The organism is Vibrio sp. 10N.286.49.C3 (assembly GCF_041469545.1).
GTDB classification, from domain to species: Bacteria; Pseudomonadota; Gammaproteobacteria; order Enterobacterales; family Vibrionaceae; genus Vibrio; species Vibrio tasmaniensis_A.
This window is the reverse complement of sequence record NZ_JBFRKT010000008.1, coordinates 194624-213817: the sequence shown is the minus strand read 5'-3', so window position 1 is coordinate 213817 and position 19194 is coordinate 194624. Positions and strand designations below refer to the sequence as shown.

Here is a 19194-nt window from a genome sequence, read left to right as displayed (position 1 = left end):
ACGCGTTGTTTTGACTTATCGCAGCTACAGAGCCCATACTTTTGACAAGGTCAGACCAGAAACATCGAAAATGCCCTGTTATTATTGGCATTCTTTAAGATTAACGGTAATCTTGACGCCCCAAGACTAAGGTACTATCTATGAACTTCGCTATTGAATATACATCGGCTTACTTTTCACACCTGGTGATTACACCACGCAAAAAAGTACTTAAGCATAGCCTTGTATCGGTTCAAAGTGGTTTGGGTTTGATTAAGCTGGGCAAACAAGAGTATGCCGTCGAGCCAGGTCAGAGCGTCTGGGTTCCATATGACTGCCTAACATCACTGACCTACTTTCCAAACACACAGATTAATCGTGTCGACTTTTCTGTGCGCTTGACGGATTCATTCCCAAGACAAGCGGGATACGTCACGCAAACGAACCTCTCTTCTGCGTTACTAGAAAAGCTAGAAGTTACTAAGTCTCGTAGTGTAAAAACGAATAATACTGAGCAAGCGTTTAAAGATATGCTTACTGTATTGAAGCAAGAGGTGTTGGCGTTTAAGCCACTGCTTTGTGAAAGTGCTCTGTCTCAGCGATTCAATCAATGGAATGTTGATGACTCAAACTTACCGCAAGAGCACACATTGGTGATGGTAATGCGCGAGGCGAAGAAGCGCATGCAATCAGGTCAGAAACGTACTCTTGTAATTGATGATCTGTTCTCAGGCAAAGAAGAAGAGTTCGAACAACTGTGCATGCTCGTGTTTGGTGAAGATTTATAACCTGGCGATAGCTGATATTGAAAGCAACAGACTAGATACTAAAAAGCCGCAAAAACTGAGTTTTTGCGGCTTTTTTAATTCTTAGCACTTAGACAGAAAAGAATGAACTACCTGTCTAGAATGGCAGCTCAACCTGCATCATTAAGTCTGCATCACTAGAGTCATGCCAACGGTAATCAAAACGCATACGCGGCTGCCCTTCAACTTTATCACCAAAACCGATGCTCAGCTGAAGACCATGGTTCATCAACCACTCTTCTGTCGACATATTATACTGTTCATCTTCCAGCTCTTCTGGAAACCACATACCGAGACCAACATAGTTAGACTCAAGGCTCTGAGTTAACAAAGGCGCATCTTTGCTTTGAATAACCCAATCAGACCAATAGTCTGGCTTTGATTCAGATTCAGGTTCAGGTTCACCTTCATTTAACCCACTGAGCTCAATCATACGTTGACCGAAAGATTCAAGGCTAGTAGAGAAATCCAAGCAGCTATTTTCGTCATCAGAAGTCAGCATTACCGAATCTAGGCTAAAAAAATCACACTCAGCATATGCAGGTAAACTGCATGCTGCAATGATCATCGTCGCTGGTATCGCGCGCTTTAGCATAGTCATCAGACCTCTTAAGTGAGTGAATCTACATTATTGTATACAGTCCATTATCTTGCAATATCTTTGTAACTGACTTTGTACTCAGTTTTGCAACATCGCTTCCACTTATCAGCGCATTGCGGATATCAGTACTACGAATTTTCACTTTTTCAGGGCAAGCCATTACAGACCACTGCTCAGTAATCTCATCTGATTTATAAAAAGATGAGAACTTAAAGAAGTTGTCAGGACCTATAACGAACGTGAGTTCCGCATCACGATATAACTTCTGAAGTGCGCTGAGCACCGCATAAGTCGTTACGCTTTCACCTGGAGTAAATAGGCTCTTTTCGACCAAAGAAAGCTCCACTTGATCCAATGAAAGATCGCTAATAAATGCGTTAACTAACTGACATCTCGTATCAAAGTCTAGCATCTCTTTTCCCCAAGCATGGGCAATACTTGGAACGAGCAGGATTTTGTCAAAGTGAGTCAATGAATCAATCACACTTTTATGCCCTAAACTCGGTGGATTAAACGCACTACCGAAAATGGCTATTTTTTCCATTACTTATTACTGCCTTCTCTTTCTAAGCTTGTGCAAAGAGGTTTTTAAATCGGATGATTTAGGTATGATAACACTAGATTTTTAATTTGCTTGCAGGAAAGGAATACGAATGGAACAGTTAATTCGTGACGAAATGCGCGTACTACCTTCAATTGACCCTCACTTCGAAGTGACTCGTCGTGTGGAGTTTATCAAAACGAAACTTCAACAGTCAGGATGCAAATCACTGATCCTTGGTATCAGTGGTGGTGTCGACTCAACAACCTGTGGCCGCTTGGCACAGATGGCCGTTGATAGCCTAAATGAAAGCGCTGGTAGCGACGAGTACCAATTCATCGCGGTTCGTCTACCTTACGGTGAACAAAAAGATGAAGACGAAGCACAGCTTGCTCTCTCTTTCATTCAGCCTTCTCAATCTGTTTCTGTCAACATTAAAGCGGGTGTTGACGGGCTTCACGCAGCCTCTCACGTTGCTCTTGAAGGCACAGGTCTACTACCAACAGATTCAGCAAAAATCGACTTTGTGAAAGGCAACGTGAAAGCTCGTGCTCGCATGATCGCACAATACGAAATTGCTGGTTACGTTGGCGGTCTGGTGATTGGTACTGACCACTCAGCGGAAAACATCACTGGTTTCTACACTAAGCACGGTGACGGCGCATGTGATTTAGCACCACTATTTGGTTTGAACAAACGCCAAGTTCGAGAGCTTGCAGCAACGTTGGGCGCTCCAGAGCAACTTGTTAAGAAAGTACCCACTGCTGATCTAGAAGAGCTTGATCCACAGAAAGCCGATGAAGCAGCATTGAACCTTTCTTACGATCAAATCGATGATTTCCTTGAAGGTAAAACAGTACCTCAAGACGTATCCGATCGCTTAGTTGGCATCTACAAAGCAACACAGCACAAGCGTCAACCAATCCCAACGATCTACGATTAATCTTTGAATTAGCTCAGAATCAAAAAGGCCGGAAGCTCATTTACGAACTTCCGGCCTTTTCTATTTAGTGTTCTTTAATGCGTTTTTCGTAATGATCTAACGAGTCGTTAATCTACAACTTCGATATCGGTTTGAGGCACGCTACAACACGCCAAGATCTGCCCCATATTACGTTCATGATCTTGCAATGCAGGGACATCCGGTTGATGAACTTGTCCGGACTCAAGCGTCACTTTACAAGCACCGCAGAAACCCGCACGACAACTTGAAGCAATAGACACCCCCGCCGACTCCGCTTGCTCTAGCAAGGTTGATTGATTATTACCTTCGAACAGGTAGCCGTTCACACTTAACTGTAGCTGCTTCACCGTCTCTTCTGTTGACTGAGCGACACCAAACGCTTCTTGATGGTAATGCTGAGGGTTGAGCCCCATTTGAATCAGCAGTTTCTTAGCATTATCCATAAAGCCGTCAGGGCCACACACGAACGCTTGGCGCTTGTGTAACTCTTCAACTTTAGCGACATGCGACACGCTCAAACGGCCAGACAGACCATCCCACTCTTTGGTTGGTTGGCTTAATGAATAAATCACACGAAGACCCGCGTGCTCACTGGCGATCTTATCAATCTCAGCTTGGTAAGGGATGTCTTCTTCACTGCTACACTGATGGTAGAAAACCACATCACCAATCTGGCCATGATCGGCCAAATAACGAAGCATCGACAACATTGGCGTAATGCCGCTGCCTGCAGACAAAAGCAGTAACGGGTGAGTTGGATTCGCTTCTAAGTAGAACGCACCATCTGGATTTTGAGCAACCAAAGTATCACCTACTTGGAAGTGATCATTTAACCAGTTAGAGATTTGACCATCGTCCACTCGCTTCACTGAAATCGCTAAACGACCCGCTCGTGAAGGACTAGAAGATAACGTGTAACGACGAGAAACCTTCTCGCCATCAATCACCATCTCAATCGGAAGATGTTGCCCTGGCTGATAACTTGGCAATGAATGGTTTTCTTTGGCAGGCTCTAACCAAAAGGTCGTAAAGTCACGAGCGATCTCTTCACGCTCAACACACGTTAAATGTAACGACTCAACCCAAGTGTCTTCGTAGTGTTCTTTCTCTTTGGTTTCGAGTACTTCAACCACATCACCCGCTTTAACCAAACCTTCATTTTTAGCCACAAGATTCTGACCAAAGAAAACGCCACCACGCTCGTTAGCTCTGAATGTAGAGAAGGTATTAAGAGGCTCTTTTGTTGATCTAAATTCGCCACGCTCAACATCAACTGTCGTTAGGATACAACGCTCGCAAGGCTTCACCGCTTCGAACTCAACCTCACCGATACGGATACGCTTCCAACCATCTTCAGCAAAAGCTTCTGTATTCGAAACAACAAAGTTGGTCCGGAACTGATCCATAGAGTGAACTTCAGGGCTGCGGCGATTAAGCTCATCTAGAGAGGCTTGGCTGATCACTAACATTGGATAGCCGTCAGCGAAACTGACATTATGGCCAAGCTTTTCACGCACTCGATTCGATTGCTCACCAGAAAACAGCAACTCAACACGAACTCCGAGCACATCACTGAACCAATCATCGGCTTCATCATTGGTGGTGTAAGCCGTAAAATTGTCTTTCCAAACCGTTGCTGGTGCTTCTTGCATCTTGAAATTTGCATACTTTAGACGCAGCGGCTCTTTACCTTCATAAGTAAAGATCAAACCGTCTGGTTGCAGGCTTGAAGATACCTTGACCATTTTCGGATACTTACGCGCTGTCACCATTGAGCCATCAGCCAGTGCCAACATAAAACGTCTGTCGAAAGTAAGACCCTGTTTTTCGACCCAAGCAGAAGAGAGTGCGATCCCGCCCACTGATTTAACCGGAAACAAATTGATTTGAGATAAAGAGGGAGCTTGATCTAAAGGTGACTGCGACATAACGATTCCAATGTTTTGTTGTTTGTCCCAATGCTAACAAATGGTTATAAATAGATAAACTGGCAGGCATTAAACACTTGATACTAAGCTAATATCTTGAGATGTTTAAATCACTGCCTTGTATACATTAAGACAGCAATGCATTAACACTCTCTATACGTTCTATAATATGAACACGGTTATCGCATTGAACTTTCATTGAATAAAAAGGATTTATCATGAACAAACTCGTCATTATCATTTTATGTGTATTGCTTCCGCCCGTTGGTGTGTTCTTCGCTCGCGGTGCAGGTAAAGATTTGCTGATTAACATCGTCCTGACCTTCTTCTTCTGGGTTCCAGGAATGATCCATGGTCTGTGGGTAGCCACCCGCTAACCCTTATTAACAAATAGATACCGAATAAAATATCCATAAAAACAAGCTCCTAACCCTGAAGAGTTAAAAATAGGATGAAATGAAAGTGCTTTTCCACTATCATCCTGTCGCCTAAACGTAAGCGATTGCTTTCACAGATTTCGCTGAGTTTAGGCTCCAACTACATAACACTTCAAATGGTGGGAGCCTTCAATGACACAACTTACGATTACTCGTCCTGACGACTGGCACGTTCATCTACGCGATGGCGAAGTATTAAAAGATACAGTCCGCGATATCAGCCGCTACAATGGTCGAGCGTTAATCATGCCAAACACCATCCCACCGGTAACCGATACCGAAATGGCTCTTGCTTACCGTGAACGCATCATGGCAGAGCAGCCAAGTGAACAGTTCCAGCCTCTAATGGCACTTTACCTAACAGACAACACAACACCTGATGAAATTCGCAAAGCGAAAGAATCTGGCGCTGTTGTAGCGGCGAAGCTATACCCTGCTGGCGCAACGACAAACTCGGATTCAGGTGTAACTTCAGCTCAAAAGATCTACCACGTACTAGAAGCGATGCAAGAAGTGGGTATGTTGCTGCTGGTACACGGTGAAGTAACGGCTCACGATGTTGATATCTTTGACCGTGAAAAAGAGTTCCTAGACACGGTTCTAGCACCGATTGTTAACGACTTCCCTAACCTGAAGATCGTTCTAGAGCACATCACGACTGCAGATGCAGCGACTTTCGTTAAGAACGCTAACGAGAACGTAGCGGCAACCATCACAGCTCACCACTTGCTTTACAACCGTAACCACATGCTGGTTGGCGGCATTAAGCCACATTTCTACTGCCTACCTATCCTTAAGCGCAACACACACCAGTTAGCACTTATCGAAGCGGCAACAAGCGGTAGCAAGAAGTTCTTCTTGGGTACCGATTCTGCGCCACACGCGAAAGGCGCTAAAGAGTCAGCATGTGGTTGTGCAGGTTCTTACACAGCACACGCTGCGGTTGAACTGTACGCTGAAGTATTCGATTTAGAAGGCAAGATTGAGAACTTGGAAGCGTTTGCAAGCCACAATGGTCCGGATTTCTACGGCATGCCACGTAATGCAGACACCATCACGCTCGTTAAAGAAGAGTGGAATGTTGCTGAAACCATGCCTTTCGGTTCAGACATCGTTGTGCCAATCCGTGGCGGCGAGACGATTGCTTGGGCTGTAAAATAGTAGTCCGATGTTGTAAAGCTTAAGCGCTCATTACAACTTATAAAACACTAAGCCCTTCACATAAGTGAAGGGCTTTTTTATTATCTCTTAATACCCTTGATTCTAGGCAATTAGCACCTAACCTTACCTTATAACCACCCAAAAAGTACGGTTAAAAATCAGCGGTAAAATATGACTCTAGACTTAGATATTCGAACTTTGTGTTTAATTATGGTGTTTTTGTCTGGTACGTACTGTATCGGTCTAGTAATCAAACAACAAAGCCAAGCTCGTATTCTGGGAATGCGCAGTTTTTTCTGTGCCATATTTTTATTAATGGTAGGGTTTTCATTACTGAGTTTTGGCTCCCACATTTCACCTTGGCTCTCAAAAATAACATCAAATATGGCAATAGCCGGCGGATTCGCTTCAATGGTGTTTAGCCTGACTCAATTAAGACAATCGCCCTCGCTCTATAGCGTTTGCGTTTTCTTGGGATTACCAGTCGTCATCGTTACCTTGATTTACTTCACCCTCTACGATGCATCAACCAATGCGAGAGTGATAACGATGAGTTTTTATATCACGTTATGTACTGTGGCCAGTGTATTGGTCATAAAAACAGGCACTGTCGCTGATGTCAAAGCAGCGCTTGTACTATTGATGAGTGTATTCAGTGCTCACTCTATTTTCATGCTAGTTAGGATCTGGATAACCCTTAAGGAACCTAATATTGACGACTTTTTACAAGCAAGTAGCATCCATCAACTTGCGTTCATCATGACTGCTATTTTGCTTAGCACGATCGGCTTCACTTACAACTGGCTTCTAAACGCCAGATTGATGCAATCACTTTATAGCTCATCAATGAAAGACAGCTTAACCCAGTTGTATAATCGCCGCGCTATGAATGAAATGTTAAGACGAGAATGGATGCGCAGCGTAAGGCATCATCACCCCTTATCGGTGATCATTCTCGATATCGACCACTTTAAACAGGTCAACGATCAACATGGTCACCAGACTGGCGATCAAGTATTGAAAAAAATAGGCATCATTCTCCAACACAACCTTAGAGCCGCAGATATACCGTTCCGCTATGGCGGCGAAGAGTTCTTGATTGTATTGCCTGATACCCGTATCGGTGAAGCATGTAAGGTAGCTGAGAAGTTACGAATAATTATCGAAGAGACCAAGTTTTGGCGACAGCAAAGTGCCAATCTGACAGCAAGTTTTGGGCTGTCTGAACTTTGGGCTGAAGACAAGGTTCCCAGTATGATTAAACGCGCGGATGAAGCCTTATATTACGCAAAAGAAAATGGTCGAAATACGGTCTGTGCTTTAACTGATGAGCAAGGAAAATTGACAAAGCAGGACTTACCTTCCCTTGCTTCACCAGTGCAACACTAGTTTTATAGAAAGCACCGATTTCGGTATCGGACGTTAGCATTTGATATAACCTAGAAAAAGGAAAAACTCATTACAAAAAAAGCAGCACAGCAAACAAGGCTATCCATAAACAACATTAAAAATACCAATCGCTTGTAACATAAGTCCACTCAATAAGAGTTGCACGATACTCTTCTGCTGATTATTCTCACTCAATCGCAACTTACCCCACAGAGATAAAAACAATGGAAAGTACTTACACCTACCCTATCGGCAAACCGGGACAAAAGTGGCAACAAGCAGAACGTGAAGCATGGTTTGCTCAAAGAACGGTTAAGCGTGAATATCAACAAGAAGTTGTGCCAAAGATTAAAGCACTTGCAGACCGTTTTGATATCGAACAATACGGTGCACTGAGCTACGACGAAGCTCGCTTCCCACTTTTTGTAATTAAGAGCAAAAACTGGGACGAGTCAAAGCCGACCATTCTCGTTACAGGTGGCGTTCACGGTTACGAAACCAGTGGTGTGCATGGCGCTATCAAATTTGCAGCGACCCAAGCAGAGAAATACACAGTGCACTTCAACATTGTAGTAGCACCTTGTGTAAGCCCTTGGGGTTACGAAGTCATCAACCGTTGGAACCCAAATGCTGTCGATCCAAACCGCTCTTTCTACGACGGTACGCCAGCAGAAGAATCAGCAAACCTACGTGCATTAGTCGCTTCTTTACCAGAAGTGTTGGTTCACGTTGATCTACATGAAACGACAGATTCTGATGAGACAGAATTCCGCCCGGCACTTGCTGCTCGTGATGGTATTGAGTACATCGAAGGTATGATCCCAGATGGTTTCTACACGGTTGGCGATACAGAAAACCCGCAACCAGAATTCCAAGCGGCAGTCATTGCTTCAGTAGAAAAAGTAACGCACATTGCGCCTGCGGATGACGAAGGCAAGATCATTGGTTCAGATGTCACTCAACACGGTGTGATCAACTACCCAATGAAGAAGCTTGGCTTATGTGGCGGCGTGACCGACTGTAAGTACGGAACAACCACAGAGGTTTACCCAGACAGCGACAAAGTGACTGACGAAGAGTGTAATGACGCTCAAGTTGCTGCTGTAGTCGGTGCTCTGGATTACGTTATTCAGCACGAACTGAACGCGTAAGCTATTAGCTAAAGCTGCTCCCTAAAACTAAAAAGAGCCATAAGTGACGATTCACTTGTGGCTCTTTTTTTATCTTTTCTACTTGTCTTTGATTTCTTCTTGGGCATAAAAAAGCTCCCTTGCACACAGTACAAGAGAGCTTTGAAATAACACTGAATAAGGAGTAATTAGCGAACTATATACTCCCCATACTCGATTACTTTATTTAGCGGTTTCGCTAACGTTTTCTTGTCCTTTATCTACTTCAGTCAGTAGACCTTTCAACAAGCTAAAACAGCCAATAAGAAGAATGATCGTAAACGGCAGTGCAGCAATGATCGTGATCGATTGCAGAGCTTGGATAGATTGAGTACCACCAATCCACAACATCACCATCGCGATAGCACCTGAGATAACCGCCCAAACCACTTTCTGTTTCACTGGCACTTCTAGTTTACCACCCGCTGTCATGCCATCGATAACGATAGAGCCTGAGTCTAGCGTTGTAACGAAGAACACAATGATCAGTGCGACTGCGAGAACTGACAGAATGCTACCGAACGAGTAAGCATCTAGCATGTAGAACAAGCTTAGAGATACGTCTGTAATGCCTTGGTCGAGGCCAAGTTGTCCCACATGGTTAATTACTTGCTCGATAGCCACGCCACCGAAGATCGACATCCAAGCCGACGTTACCAATGTTGGGATAATCAGTACGCAAAGTAGGAACTCACGAACCGTACGGCCCTTAGAAATACGCGCTACGAACATACCGAAGAATGGTGCATACGCAACCCACCATGCCCAGTAGAACACAGTCCAGCCATGCAGCCATGTTGTGTCTTCACGACCCGCACTTTGGCTCAAAGCTACGATGTTTTTCACATAGCCCGTTGCCGCAGTCGCCACAGAATCAAGCACTGTCGTAAAGTTCAATACAGCGATAAGACCAAGGAATACGAACGCAATAACCATGTTCAGGTTACTTAGGAACTTAACACCACCGTCCATGCCACGCATAACAGAGATGATCGCCAAGCCCATAATCAAAACGATAATAGATTGCTGAAGGTAGATGTTGTTTTCCAAGCCAAACACGTGGCTAATACCACTTGCTGCTTGCGTACCACCTAGGCCTAATGAAGTCGCAAGGCCAAACAGAGTAACCAGTACCGTTAGTACGTCGATCACATCACCTGTTTTACCCCAAACTCGTTCACCCAGTATTGGGTAAAACACAGAACGCATTGATAGCGGTAAGCCTTTGTTGTAAACAAAGTACGCTAGACAAAGCGCCGTCATGCCATAGATAGCCCATGCATGAAAGCCCCAGTGGAATACGGTTGCACCTAGTGCTAGTTCACGGCCTGCTTCTGTAAAAGGTTCCGCATCTAATGGTGTGCCGAACCAGTTCGTGAAGAACGCGGTTGGCTCAGCAACACCCCAGAAAATAAGCCCGATACCCATACCGGCTGCGAATAACATCGCAATCCAAGATGACATCGAATAGTCCGCCGTCGCATCTTCGCCACCTAGACGAATCTTGCCCAACGGTGAAAATGCTAGAACAACAGCAAACGCTAGCATGATGTTAGCTCCCCACATAAACAGGAAGTCAAACTTTGATAAAACAGCACCCTTAATAGAATCAATAGCAGCTTTAGCCTCTGCTGGAGGAAGAGCAAGAAGAGTGATGATGAAGAGAAGAGATAAGCCTACTGAGGCTATGAAGACGGTGTTGTGGACATCCATGCCCCATTTACTGACGTTATCTTGACCAACTTGATAGTCAGTAGAATCGATACTGTATTTTTTTGATTTAAAACTCATAAATTATGATGTTCACATATCCGAATCAACGAATATAAGGACGCTCTCCATATCCAATTACTACTTGATTGGCTCGCCGCACCACCTAAATAGAGGCGATAAAAATCACAATGGTTGGTGAAAAATGGACTTACTGGCTCAATCCCAAGGCACGCATTATAGCACAGGTCGAAGCATTTTGACTGAGTTTTAGCTCAATAGTTACCCAGACTACCATTGATAGTGATAGTTAACCCAATAAAAGCAGAATAAAACAAACAGACAAAAACATTAAAATACAACATGTTAAATTAAAATGACGCACCGTAAAATCTCATGCAAACTTTCTACAGATAATATTAACAATAGCCTGATTTATTTATAGCTCTAATAAAAAAGCCCCGCTATAGGGGCGGGGAAATTACCAAAGGTAAAAGAGAAATCAGTATTTAAATGTCAGTGCTATGTCTTGCTACGCTTCTCGCCACAGAACTGCACATTTCAAAGGCAGTACATTAAATCGCGAAGCAAAAGCCTAGGTTGTAATCTTCGCCATTCTTTTCAGTGAACTCTTTATCTTCACTCGATGCGCTTGGTCGGCCGCTTTCATCACCCTTCACTAAGCTAACCCAGTGGCGAATACCAGAAGAGAGGTTCGCTTCAGTTTGGCCAAACGTGGTGCATGTCTCTAATTGAATGTCTTCGATGTTCACCAACTCTAAATTACCAGTGCCTTTGCGAGCACCTATTGTCACTTCAACATGAGTCCCGCTCTCGTCTCGAAATAGAATTGACGATGGTTTAGATTTATCACCCGCATAAGCGACAAAGTGCTTCGCTCTTTTCAGGCCAGTGTGCTCGCCGTTTTTGAAGTAAACCTGAACATGTCGATAATCAATCTCGTAGCTCACTGCATCTTCGTGTGAACCCGCTTCTAAAGGGAATAGAGTATCAAGCAACTGTTTCGCCATTTTTTGTTTTTCGAGTTGCTTGTCTGCTTTCACCATTTCTACGGCAAAGACAGCTTCAGCAATAAATGTTGAATGGTTTCTGTGAAGTTCTGTTCTGTCTAGTGTCAGCATATTCATAGTCTTTCCCTCTTACGGCTTTGAATTTCATGTAGGTCAAAAATCCTGATTGACCCTTTTCAAAATTGTTCTTTACTGTGTTGCTTCCATGTATTTCATACTACTTGTATTTTAGAAACAATTTCACAACAAAAATTTCACAGTGTTAATTTTACTAAATTGCTTTTTTACTCAAACCGGCATTTTGAGCCCCCAGCCCTTTATTTAATTGGGCTGAGAGCTCATTAGACACACTTTACGTGTTGTTTGAATTTGTGTAATAACCGATTCAATCACAGTCAACACGCAGCGCTATGGTAATCATTTCAAGAAAAAGGGTAGGTGTTTCATCTTGAAAACAAGAAACACTGTATTATTGAGTAGTAACCACAATCTTCGACCAATCAATATTTGGTCGAAGTCATTTCAACACACGCCACCCCGCACATAAGCAACACGTCTAAAGTAATCACAACAAAGGAATCACGATGCTAAACATTAAGAACCAGCACTTACTCTCTTTTATGGTGACAGAAGCGAACAACGCAGTTGCAGTCACAAACCCAGCAACGGGTGAGCTTATTGGCCACGCACCAATCTCATCTGAGGCAGAGTTAGAGAGTGCTATCGAACGCGCTCATGTTGCGCAGAAAGAGTGGGCAAAAACTCCCGCTAAATCCCGTGCTGCATTGCTAAGTGGTTGGCATCAACTGATCCTTGAAAACAAAGAAGATCTGGCTCGAATCATGACGATTGAGCAGGGTAAACCGTTAGCAGAAGCGACAGGCGAAGTCGTGTATGGCGCGAGCTTTATTGAGTGGTTCGCAGAAGAAGCCAAGCGTACTTATGGTGATTCTATTCCTAGCACAGTCGCAGGCAAACGCTTGGTGACCATCAAGCAGCCTATTGGAGTCTCGTGTGCAATTACGCCATGGAATTTTCCTATTGCAATGATCACTCGTAAAGCAGCTCCAGCCTTGGCAGCCGGTTGTAGCTTTGTCGTAAAACCTTCAGATGAAACACCGCTTTCTGCGTTTGCTGTGGTTGAATTGGCTTACCAAGCGGGCATTCCTAAAGATCTACTCCAAGTCGTACTTGGCGATAGCCCTGAACAGATTGGCGAGCTTTTCACATCACACCCACTGATTAAAAAAATCTCTTTCACAGGCTCGACTCGAGTAGGCAGTATCTTGATGGCTCAAGCGGCAAAAGGCATCAAACGCACTTCTATGGAGCTCGGTGGCAACGCACCTTTTATTGTGTTTGACGATGCAGACATCGACGCGGCGGTTCAAGGCGCAATGGCGTCAAAATTCCGTAACGCGGGACAAACATGTGTCTGTGCAAACCGATTCTACGTTCACAGTAAGGTATACGATGAGTTCGTGGCTAAATTCGATAAAGCGGTTCAACAGCTTAAGATTGGTAACGGCTTAGATGAAGGTGTCACCATTGGTCCTGTTGTCAGTCAGAATGCGAAGAACAACATCCAAGCATTAATAGACAGAGCGGTAGAACAAGGCGCGACACCTGTGACGCCAACTCAAGAGCTTGATGGGCTTTTCCTTCAGCCTGTCATTCTTAAAAATGTGAAACACAGCATGGACATTGTTCAGCAAGAGATCTTTGGTCCTGTCGCTCCTGTGATGCAATTCGAGACAGACGAAGAGCTTATTGAGATGGCAAACGACACCATTTATGGATTAGCGTCGTACTTCTACAGTCAGAACATTCATCGAGTATGGAACATCGCAGAGGCACTTGAGTACGGTATGGTCGGTATTAATGATGGCCTCATCTCAACCGAGGTCGCGCCCTTCGGCGGTGTTAAGCAATCAGGTATTGGCCGTGAAGGCGCAAAAGAAGGCATCGATGAATACATGGATATTAAGTATCTGTGTTTTGGTAGTAACTAGGTCTCGGAAGTAGTTAGGCTTGGTCGTAACTAAGCCTGACTCTTAGACATCAGCAAGCTTAAACATCGAATAGCCCTACTAACACCTCTCTTCTGAGATTCCCCCACACACCAGAAAAACAGCCAAAAAAAGCCGCGCTATAAAAGCGCGGCACCTTGGGCTCGGTTAAAGGGGGTTTCTTTTTTTTTTAGTATTTTACATTCTCTGTTTTTGTTATTGGGTTGCTTCTCTATCCCTGCGCTTTCAGTTTTAGACGCATAGCATGCAGTACTGGCTCAGTGTAACCACTAGGCTGAGCACAGCCTTCGAATACCAACTGACACGCTGCTGAAAATGCAATGCTGTTTTCAAAGTCAGGTGCCATATTACGGTAGCTCGGGTCGCTAGCGTTTTGCTCGTCAACTACTGCGGCCATGCGCTTCATGGTTTTCATTACTTGGGCTTCATTACAGATCCCATGACGTAACCAGTTCGCAATGTGTTGGCTCGAAATACGCAGCGTAGCGCGGTCTTCCATCAAACCTACATCGTTAATATCTGGCACCTTAGAACACCCGACGCCTTGGTCAATCCAACGCACTACGTAACCAAGAATACCTTGCGTATTGTTGTCCAATTCGTTTTGGATATCTTGAGCTGTCAGCTTTTGATTACCTAATAGCGGAATAGTCAGAATATCATCGACGTTCGCTCTCACTCGCTCACGAAGCTCTTTCTGACGACTTGGTACACTCACCTTGTGATAGTGCAGAGCATGCAAAGTCGCAGCAGTTGGAGAAGGAACCCAAGCAGTATTTGCGCCCGCTTGAGGATGTCCGATTTTCGCGTCCATCATCTTGGCCATATTGTCTGGCTCTGGCCACATACCTTTACCAATCTGGGCTTTACCTTGCAGGCCACAAGCTAAGCCAAGATCAACGTTCTGATCTTCGTATGCGCCAATCCAAGTCATGGTTTTCAGCTGTGTTTTAGGAGCAAATGGTCCCGCTTCCATACTGGTGTGAATCTCATCACCCGTTCGGTCTAAGAACCCTGTGTTGATAAACACAACACGATCTTTAGCCGCTCGAATACACTCTTTAAGATTGACTGAAGTACGACGTTCTTCGTCCATGATGCCGACTTTAATCGTGAATCGATCTAGCCCTAATGCATCTTCAATACGGCCAAAAAGCTCATTGGTGAACGCGACTTCTTCAGGACCATGCATCTTAGGTTTAACAATATTGATGCTGTTCGCGGTCGAGTTTTGGTACGCGCTGTTACCTTTTAAATCATGCATCGCGATTAGCGAAGTGATCATGCCATCCATAATACCTTCAGGTACTTCATTACCGTCAGCATCAATAATGGCAGGGTTGGTCATTAGATGGCCCACATTACGGATAAACAACATGCTGCGGCCTTTCAGCGAGATCTCGCCTCCCGTCACGCTGGTGTATTGACGATCTGGGTTGAGGTTACGAACGATGGTTTTGCCGTTTTTCTCTAGCGACTCTTGCAGGTCACCCTTCATCAAGCCTAACCAGTTACGGTAAGCCAGTGCTTTATCTTCACCATCAACGGCAGCTACTGAGTCTTCGCAATCCATAATCGTAGTCAGTGCCGATTCCACCAACACATCTTTAATACCAGCCACATCAACGCTGCCAATTGGCGCGCTCGGGTCAATTTGAATTTCGATATGGAGATTATTGTGCTTAAGCAGAATGCTTGAAGGCGCACTCGCATCACCTTGGTAACCAATGAACTGGTTGCGATCGATTAGAGTGACTTCTTCGCCGTTATCTAAGGTCGCTGTTAGTGTATTGCCAATGCTGACGTTGCTGATGCTGTATTTGGTTACGTCTTTATGGGAAACACCGTTGAGAGGTGCAGCATCATCAAGGAAACCTCGAGCGTAGCTCACTACTTTAGCGCCACGTACAGGGTTAAAACTTCCACCCTTTTCTGCACCATCACTTTCACTGATGACATCGGTACCGTAGAGCGCATCGTATAAACTGCCCCAACGCGCATTAGCCGCGTTAAGTGCAAAACGTGCATTCATAATAGGCACAACGAGCTGCGGGCCTGCTTGTGTTGCAATTTCAGGCTCAACACTTGCGGTGGTTACTTGAAAATCTTCGCCCTCAGGGACTAAGTAGCCAATCTGTTGCAAGAACTGTTTGTACTCTGCTGCATCTAGGGTCTGGCCTGCACGCTCTTGGTGCCAGACGTCAATTTGATGTTGAAGATCGTCGCGCTTGATAAGCAATGCGCGATTCTTTGGAGCCAAATCTTCAAGGATGGTTGCAAATGATTGCCAAAAGTCTTCAGCGACAATGCCTGTTCCAGGAATGACCTGATCATTAATTAATTGGTAGAGGGTGCTATCAATGTTCAAGCTTCCCTGTTGAATACGACTGCTCATAAAATCTCTCTCAAGCTAACTGATGACTACTCAATATATTTACTTAACTGACTTAAATTTCAATAACTCATTTAAACTTACTTAACGGGCGTAAATTTAGCTAATTTATGCCAGTTATACTGGATATTCATATAAAAAATACCCTACAAACTGTGTTATTCCGTCACACCACTCTCTATTTCATTGGCGACGCTTTTAATCAATCGGCGCATCCACTGATGGTCTGGATTGGTTTGTAGCAATGGACTCCACGCCATCTTCACCTCGAAGGGTTCAATAGCAAATGGCGCAGGTTTGATTAACAACCGAGGGTTGTTGCGCTGCAATTGTGCTGCTTTGGTTGGAATGGTCAGGATCAGGTTCTTCTGTTGAGCGAAGAGAATCGCCGACAGGTAGTGTCGTGTGAACACCGTGATATTACGCGTTTTGCCAATGCGCATTAATGCTTCATCTATCCAACCAAGCTTTTGCGCTTCGCTTGGGTTAATCCCAACGCCGGTGCCCATACCCGTCTTACTTACCCAGATATGTTGCGCCTTTAGATAAGACAAAATATCGAAGTTGTCCGCTATCGGGTTATCACAACTAAATAGGCAAGAGAACCCGTCGTGCCAAAGGCTCATCTGATGGAACGACTGTGGAATATCGTCAAAACGGTTGATGATAATATCAACAGTGCCTTGCTCCACATCCTGATAACTCACGTCACTTGGCGTCATAATATCCAAGCGTATTTTCGGTGCTATCTCGCTCAACTTTTTTAATAGCGGCTGAATAATGGTCGACTCAGCATAGTCACTCGCCATGATACGAAACACACGTTCACTGTCTTCTGCATTAAATTCCGTGGTCGGCTGCAATGTCTTTTCTACATTCGCCAAGATGTTTCTAATCAATGGCTGCAGTTTATGTGCTCGCTCGGTCGGTATCATCCCTTCACTGGTTCTCACCAACAGCGGGTCTTCAAATAGATCACGTAATCGACGCAGGCCATTACTCATGGCTGGCTGAGTGATTCCTAACTGATTTGCTGCTCGTGTTACGTTTCTTTCACGTAGCAACATGTCTAAATACACAAGTAAATTAAGGTCTATACGAGCAATATTCATAAGAAAAATACCGAATATAATAACTATAAATTAACAAAATTATCACATATATGGTTATTCTTTGTCCATGGTTAGATTTAATCCAAATCAAATGACCTCGCCAAATTGGCCAACATGTCCACGTGAAACTAAGGAATAGTTATGTCGCAAATTACACAAGATATCGAAAAGATTGAAGTTGCAAAAAGCGCTGCTGGTGCTCCATGGGATGCAATCAACCCTGAATCTGCAGCTCGTATGCGAGCTCAAAACAAATTCAAAACAGGTCTGGATATTGCGCAATACACGGCAGATATTATGCGTGCAGACATGGCGGCTTACGACGAAGACAGCTCTCAATACACTCAGTCTCTGGGTTGCTGGCACGGTTTCATCGGCCAACAAAAGCTGATTTCTATTAAGAAGCACTTTGATGGCAAGACAGACCGTCGTTACCTATACCTTTCAGGTTGGATGGTAGCAGCACTTCGCTCTGACTTTGGTCCACTTCCAGACCAATCTATGCATGAGAAAACATCCGTTGCAGGCCTAGTAGAAGAGCTATACACCTTCCTACGCCAAGCCGATGCTCGTGAGCTAGGTGGTTTATTCCGTGAATTGGATGCAGCTCGTGAAGCAGGCGATGTGAATCTACAAGACCGAATCCAAGACAAAATCGACAACCACGTAACACACGTAGTACCAATCATTGCGGATATCGATGCAGGTTTCGGTAACGCAGAAGCGACTTACCTAATGGCTAAGCAGATGATTGAAGCGGGTGCATGTTGTCTACAAATCGAAAACCAAGTAGCCGATGAGAAGCAATGTGGTCACCAAGACGGCAAAGTAACGGTTCCTCATGCTGATTTCCACGCAAAACTTCGCGCACTTCGTTACGCTTTCCTTGAACTAGGCATCGACAACGGCATCATCGTTGCTCGTACCGATTCACAAGGTGCTGGCCTAACAAAAGAAATCGCGGTAGTGAAAGAGCCAGGCGACCAAGGTGACATCTACAACTCTTACCTAGATGTTGAAGAGATTGATGTTGCAGATATGGCTGAAGGTGATGTTTGCTTCAACCGTGACGGCAAGCTAGTTCGTCCTAAGCGTCTGCCTTCAGGCTTATACCAATTCCGCGAAGGTACAGGTGAAGACCGCTGTGTATTCGACTGTATTGAAGCAATCAACGCGGGTGCTGACCTTCTTTGGATTGAGACTGAGAAACCACACATCGGTCAAATCAAAGAGATGATGGACGGCGTACGTGAAGTACACCCTAATGCGAAACTGGTTTACAACAACTCTCCATCATTCAACTGGACATTAAACTTCCGCCAACAAGCATACGATGCAATGGCAGCAGAAGGTAAAGATGTATCAGCTTACGACCGTGCAAGCCTAATGAGTGCGGAATACGATGAAACTGAACTGTCTGCAAGCGCTGACGAGAAGATTCGTACATTCCAAGCGGACGCATCTCGCGAAGCGGGCGTCTTCCACCACTTGATTACTCTGCCGACTTACCACACAGCAGCACTGTCTACCGACAACCTTGCAAAAGAATACTTCGGTGACCAAGGCATGTTGGGCTACGTTGCTAATGTTCAACGTAAAGAGATTCGCCAAGGTATCGCATGTGTTAAACACCAAAATATGTCTGGTTCAGACATGGGTGACGACCACAAAGAATACTTTGCTGGTGAAAATGCACTAAAAGCAGCGGGTGAAGCGAATACGTCTAATCAATTTGATTAGTCGCTAACGCTCTTGATTAATCGTTAACGCTAAAGCCTCCCCCGCCCTTCTCTCTTACTTAGGTAAGATCCGGGGGAAGGCTTTGAGATAAAGCTTGTACTGCCAGCTTTATCTCAAAGCCTCAGATTTGTGTTCCACACCACGGTTAACCGAACAACTTCTGTTTAAGCTAACCACATTGTTATTTTTTGAGATTCTTATTTG

The 19194-nt window shown here is 44.5% G+C and carries 15 protein-coding genes; 8 read left to right on the top strand and 7 right to left on the bottom strand.

Annotated features, from left to right (window positions below; genetic code table 11):
- Window positions 1-140 precede the first annotated feature (140 nt).
- Window positions 141-767, top strand: coding sequence for an AraC family transcriptional regulator (locus tag AB4180_RS03840; protein ID WP_102249394.1), 627 nt, complete (start codon window positions 141-143; stop codon window positions 765-767).
- Between the two features lie 115 nt (window positions 768-882).
- Here AB4180_RS03840 and AB4180_RS03835 read toward each other — a convergent pair whose 3' ends face one another.
- Window positions 883-1386, bottom strand: coding sequence for a hypothetical protein (locus tag AB4180_RS03835; protein ID WP_102249395.1), 504 nt, complete (start codon window positions 1384-1386; stop codon window positions 883-885).
- Between the two features lie 22 nt (window positions 1387-1408).
- The gene (locus AB4180_RS03830; protein WP_102249396.1) at window positions 1409-1930 is read right to left on the bottom strand and encodes a nicotinate-nicotinamide nucleotide adenylyltransferase; all 522 of its coding nucleotides are present in this window, start codon (window positions 1928-1930) and stop codon (window positions 1409-1411) included.
- A gap of 109 nt (window positions 1931-2039) precedes the next feature.
- Here AB4180_RS03830 and nadE point away from each other — a divergent pair, with 109 nt between their 5' ends.
- Window positions 2040-2870: an ammonia-dependent NAD(+) synthetase gene (gene nadE, locus AB4180_RS03825; RefSeq protein WP_102249397.1), complete on the top strand. Its 831-nt coding sequence runs from the start codon at window positions 2040-2042 to the stop codon at window positions 2868-2870.
- A gap of 107 nt (window positions 2871-2977) precedes the next feature.
- Here the strand turns inward: nadE and AB4180_RS03820 are convergent, their stop codons facing one another.
- On the bottom strand, window positions 2978-4819 hold the full coding sequence (locus tag AB4180_RS03820) for a hybrid-cluster NAD(P)-dependent oxidoreductase (protein WP_102249398.1): 1842 nt from the start codon (window positions 4817-4819) through the stop codon (window positions 2978-2980).
- A 218-nt stretch (window positions 4820-5037) separates the two neighbouring features.
- Between AB4180_RS03820 and AB4180_RS03815 the strand changes: the two genes are divergently transcribed.
- The 4 genes from AB4180_RS03815 (at window position 5038) to AB4180_RS03800 (ending at window position 8957) form a co-directional block, all read left to right on the top strand.
- Entirely contained in the window at window positions 5038-5196 is a 159-nt protein-coding gene (locus AB4180_RS03815; protein ID WP_008215717.1) for a YqaE/Pmp3 family membrane protein, read from the top strand.
- A gap of 192 nt (window positions 5197-5388) precedes the next feature.
- Window positions 5389-6417: a dihydroorotase gene (gene pyrC / locus AB4180_RS03810; RefSeq protein ID WP_012600249.1), complete on the top strand. Its 1029-nt coding sequence runs from the start codon at window positions 5389-5391 to the stop codon at window positions 6415-6417.
- A gap of 171 nt (window positions 6418-6588) precedes the next feature.
- The gene (locus AB4180_RS03805) at window positions 6589-7806 is read left to right on the top strand and encodes a GGDEF domain-containing protein (protein WP_241909256.1); all 1218 of its coding nucleotides are present in this window, start codon (window positions 6589-6591) and stop codon (window positions 7804-7806) included.
- A gap of 224 nt (window positions 7807-8030) precedes the next feature.
- Complete coding sequence (locus AB4180_RS03800) at window positions 8031-8957, top strand: M14 family metallocarboxypeptidase (protein WP_102249399.1); 927 nt, start codon at window positions 8031-8033, stop codon at window positions 8955-8957.
- 201 nt (window positions 8958-9158) lie between these two features.
- Here AB4180_RS03800 and AB4180_RS03795 read toward each other — a convergent pair whose 3' ends face one another.
- Complete coding sequence (locus AB4180_RS03795; protein WP_102249400.1) at window positions 9159-10766, bottom strand: BCCT family transporter; 1608 nt, start codon at window positions 10764-10766, stop codon at window positions 9159-9161.
- 494 nt (window positions 10767-11260) lie between these two features.
- Window positions 11261-11833, bottom strand: coding sequence for a malate synthase (locus AB4180_RS03790; protein WP_102249401.1), 573 nt, complete (start codon window positions 11831-11833; stop codon window positions 11261-11263).
- 467 nt (window positions 11834-12300) lie between these two features.
- On the opposite strand from AB4180_RS03790, the gene AB4180_RS03785 reads away from it, so the two are divergent.
- A complete protein-coding gene (locus tag AB4180_RS03785; RefSeq protein ID WP_102249402.1) occupies window positions 12301-13728 on the top strand; it encodes an NAD-dependent succinate-semialdehyde dehydrogenase in 1428 nt (475 codons plus the stop codon).
- 229 nt (window positions 13729-13957) lie between these two features.
- On the opposite strand, the gene AB4180_RS03780 is transcribed toward AB4180_RS03785, so the two are convergent.
- Together AB4180_RS03780 and AB4180_RS03775 are read right to left on the bottom strand one after the other, a co-directional pair.
- Window positions 13958-16141 (bottom strand): malate synthase G, encoded by a 2184-nt coding sequence (locus tag AB4180_RS03780; protein WP_102249403.1) that lies wholly within the window; start codon window positions 16139-16141, stop codon window positions 13958-13960.
- Between the two features lie 155 nt (window positions 16142-16296).
- Entirely contained in the window at window positions 16297-17250 is a 954-nt protein-coding gene (locus AB4180_RS03775) for a LysR family transcriptional regulator (protein WP_009845781.1), read from the bottom strand.
- Between the two features lie 141 nt (window positions 17251-17391).
- On the opposite strand from AB4180_RS03775, the gene AB4180_RS03770 reads away from it, so the two are divergent.
- Window positions 17392-18990, top strand: a complete 1599-nt coding sequence (locus tag AB4180_RS03770; RefSeq protein ID WP_102249404.1) for an isocitrate lyase — start codon at window positions 17392-17394, stop codon at window positions 18988-18990.
- Window positions 18991-19194 lie beyond the last annotated feature (204 nt).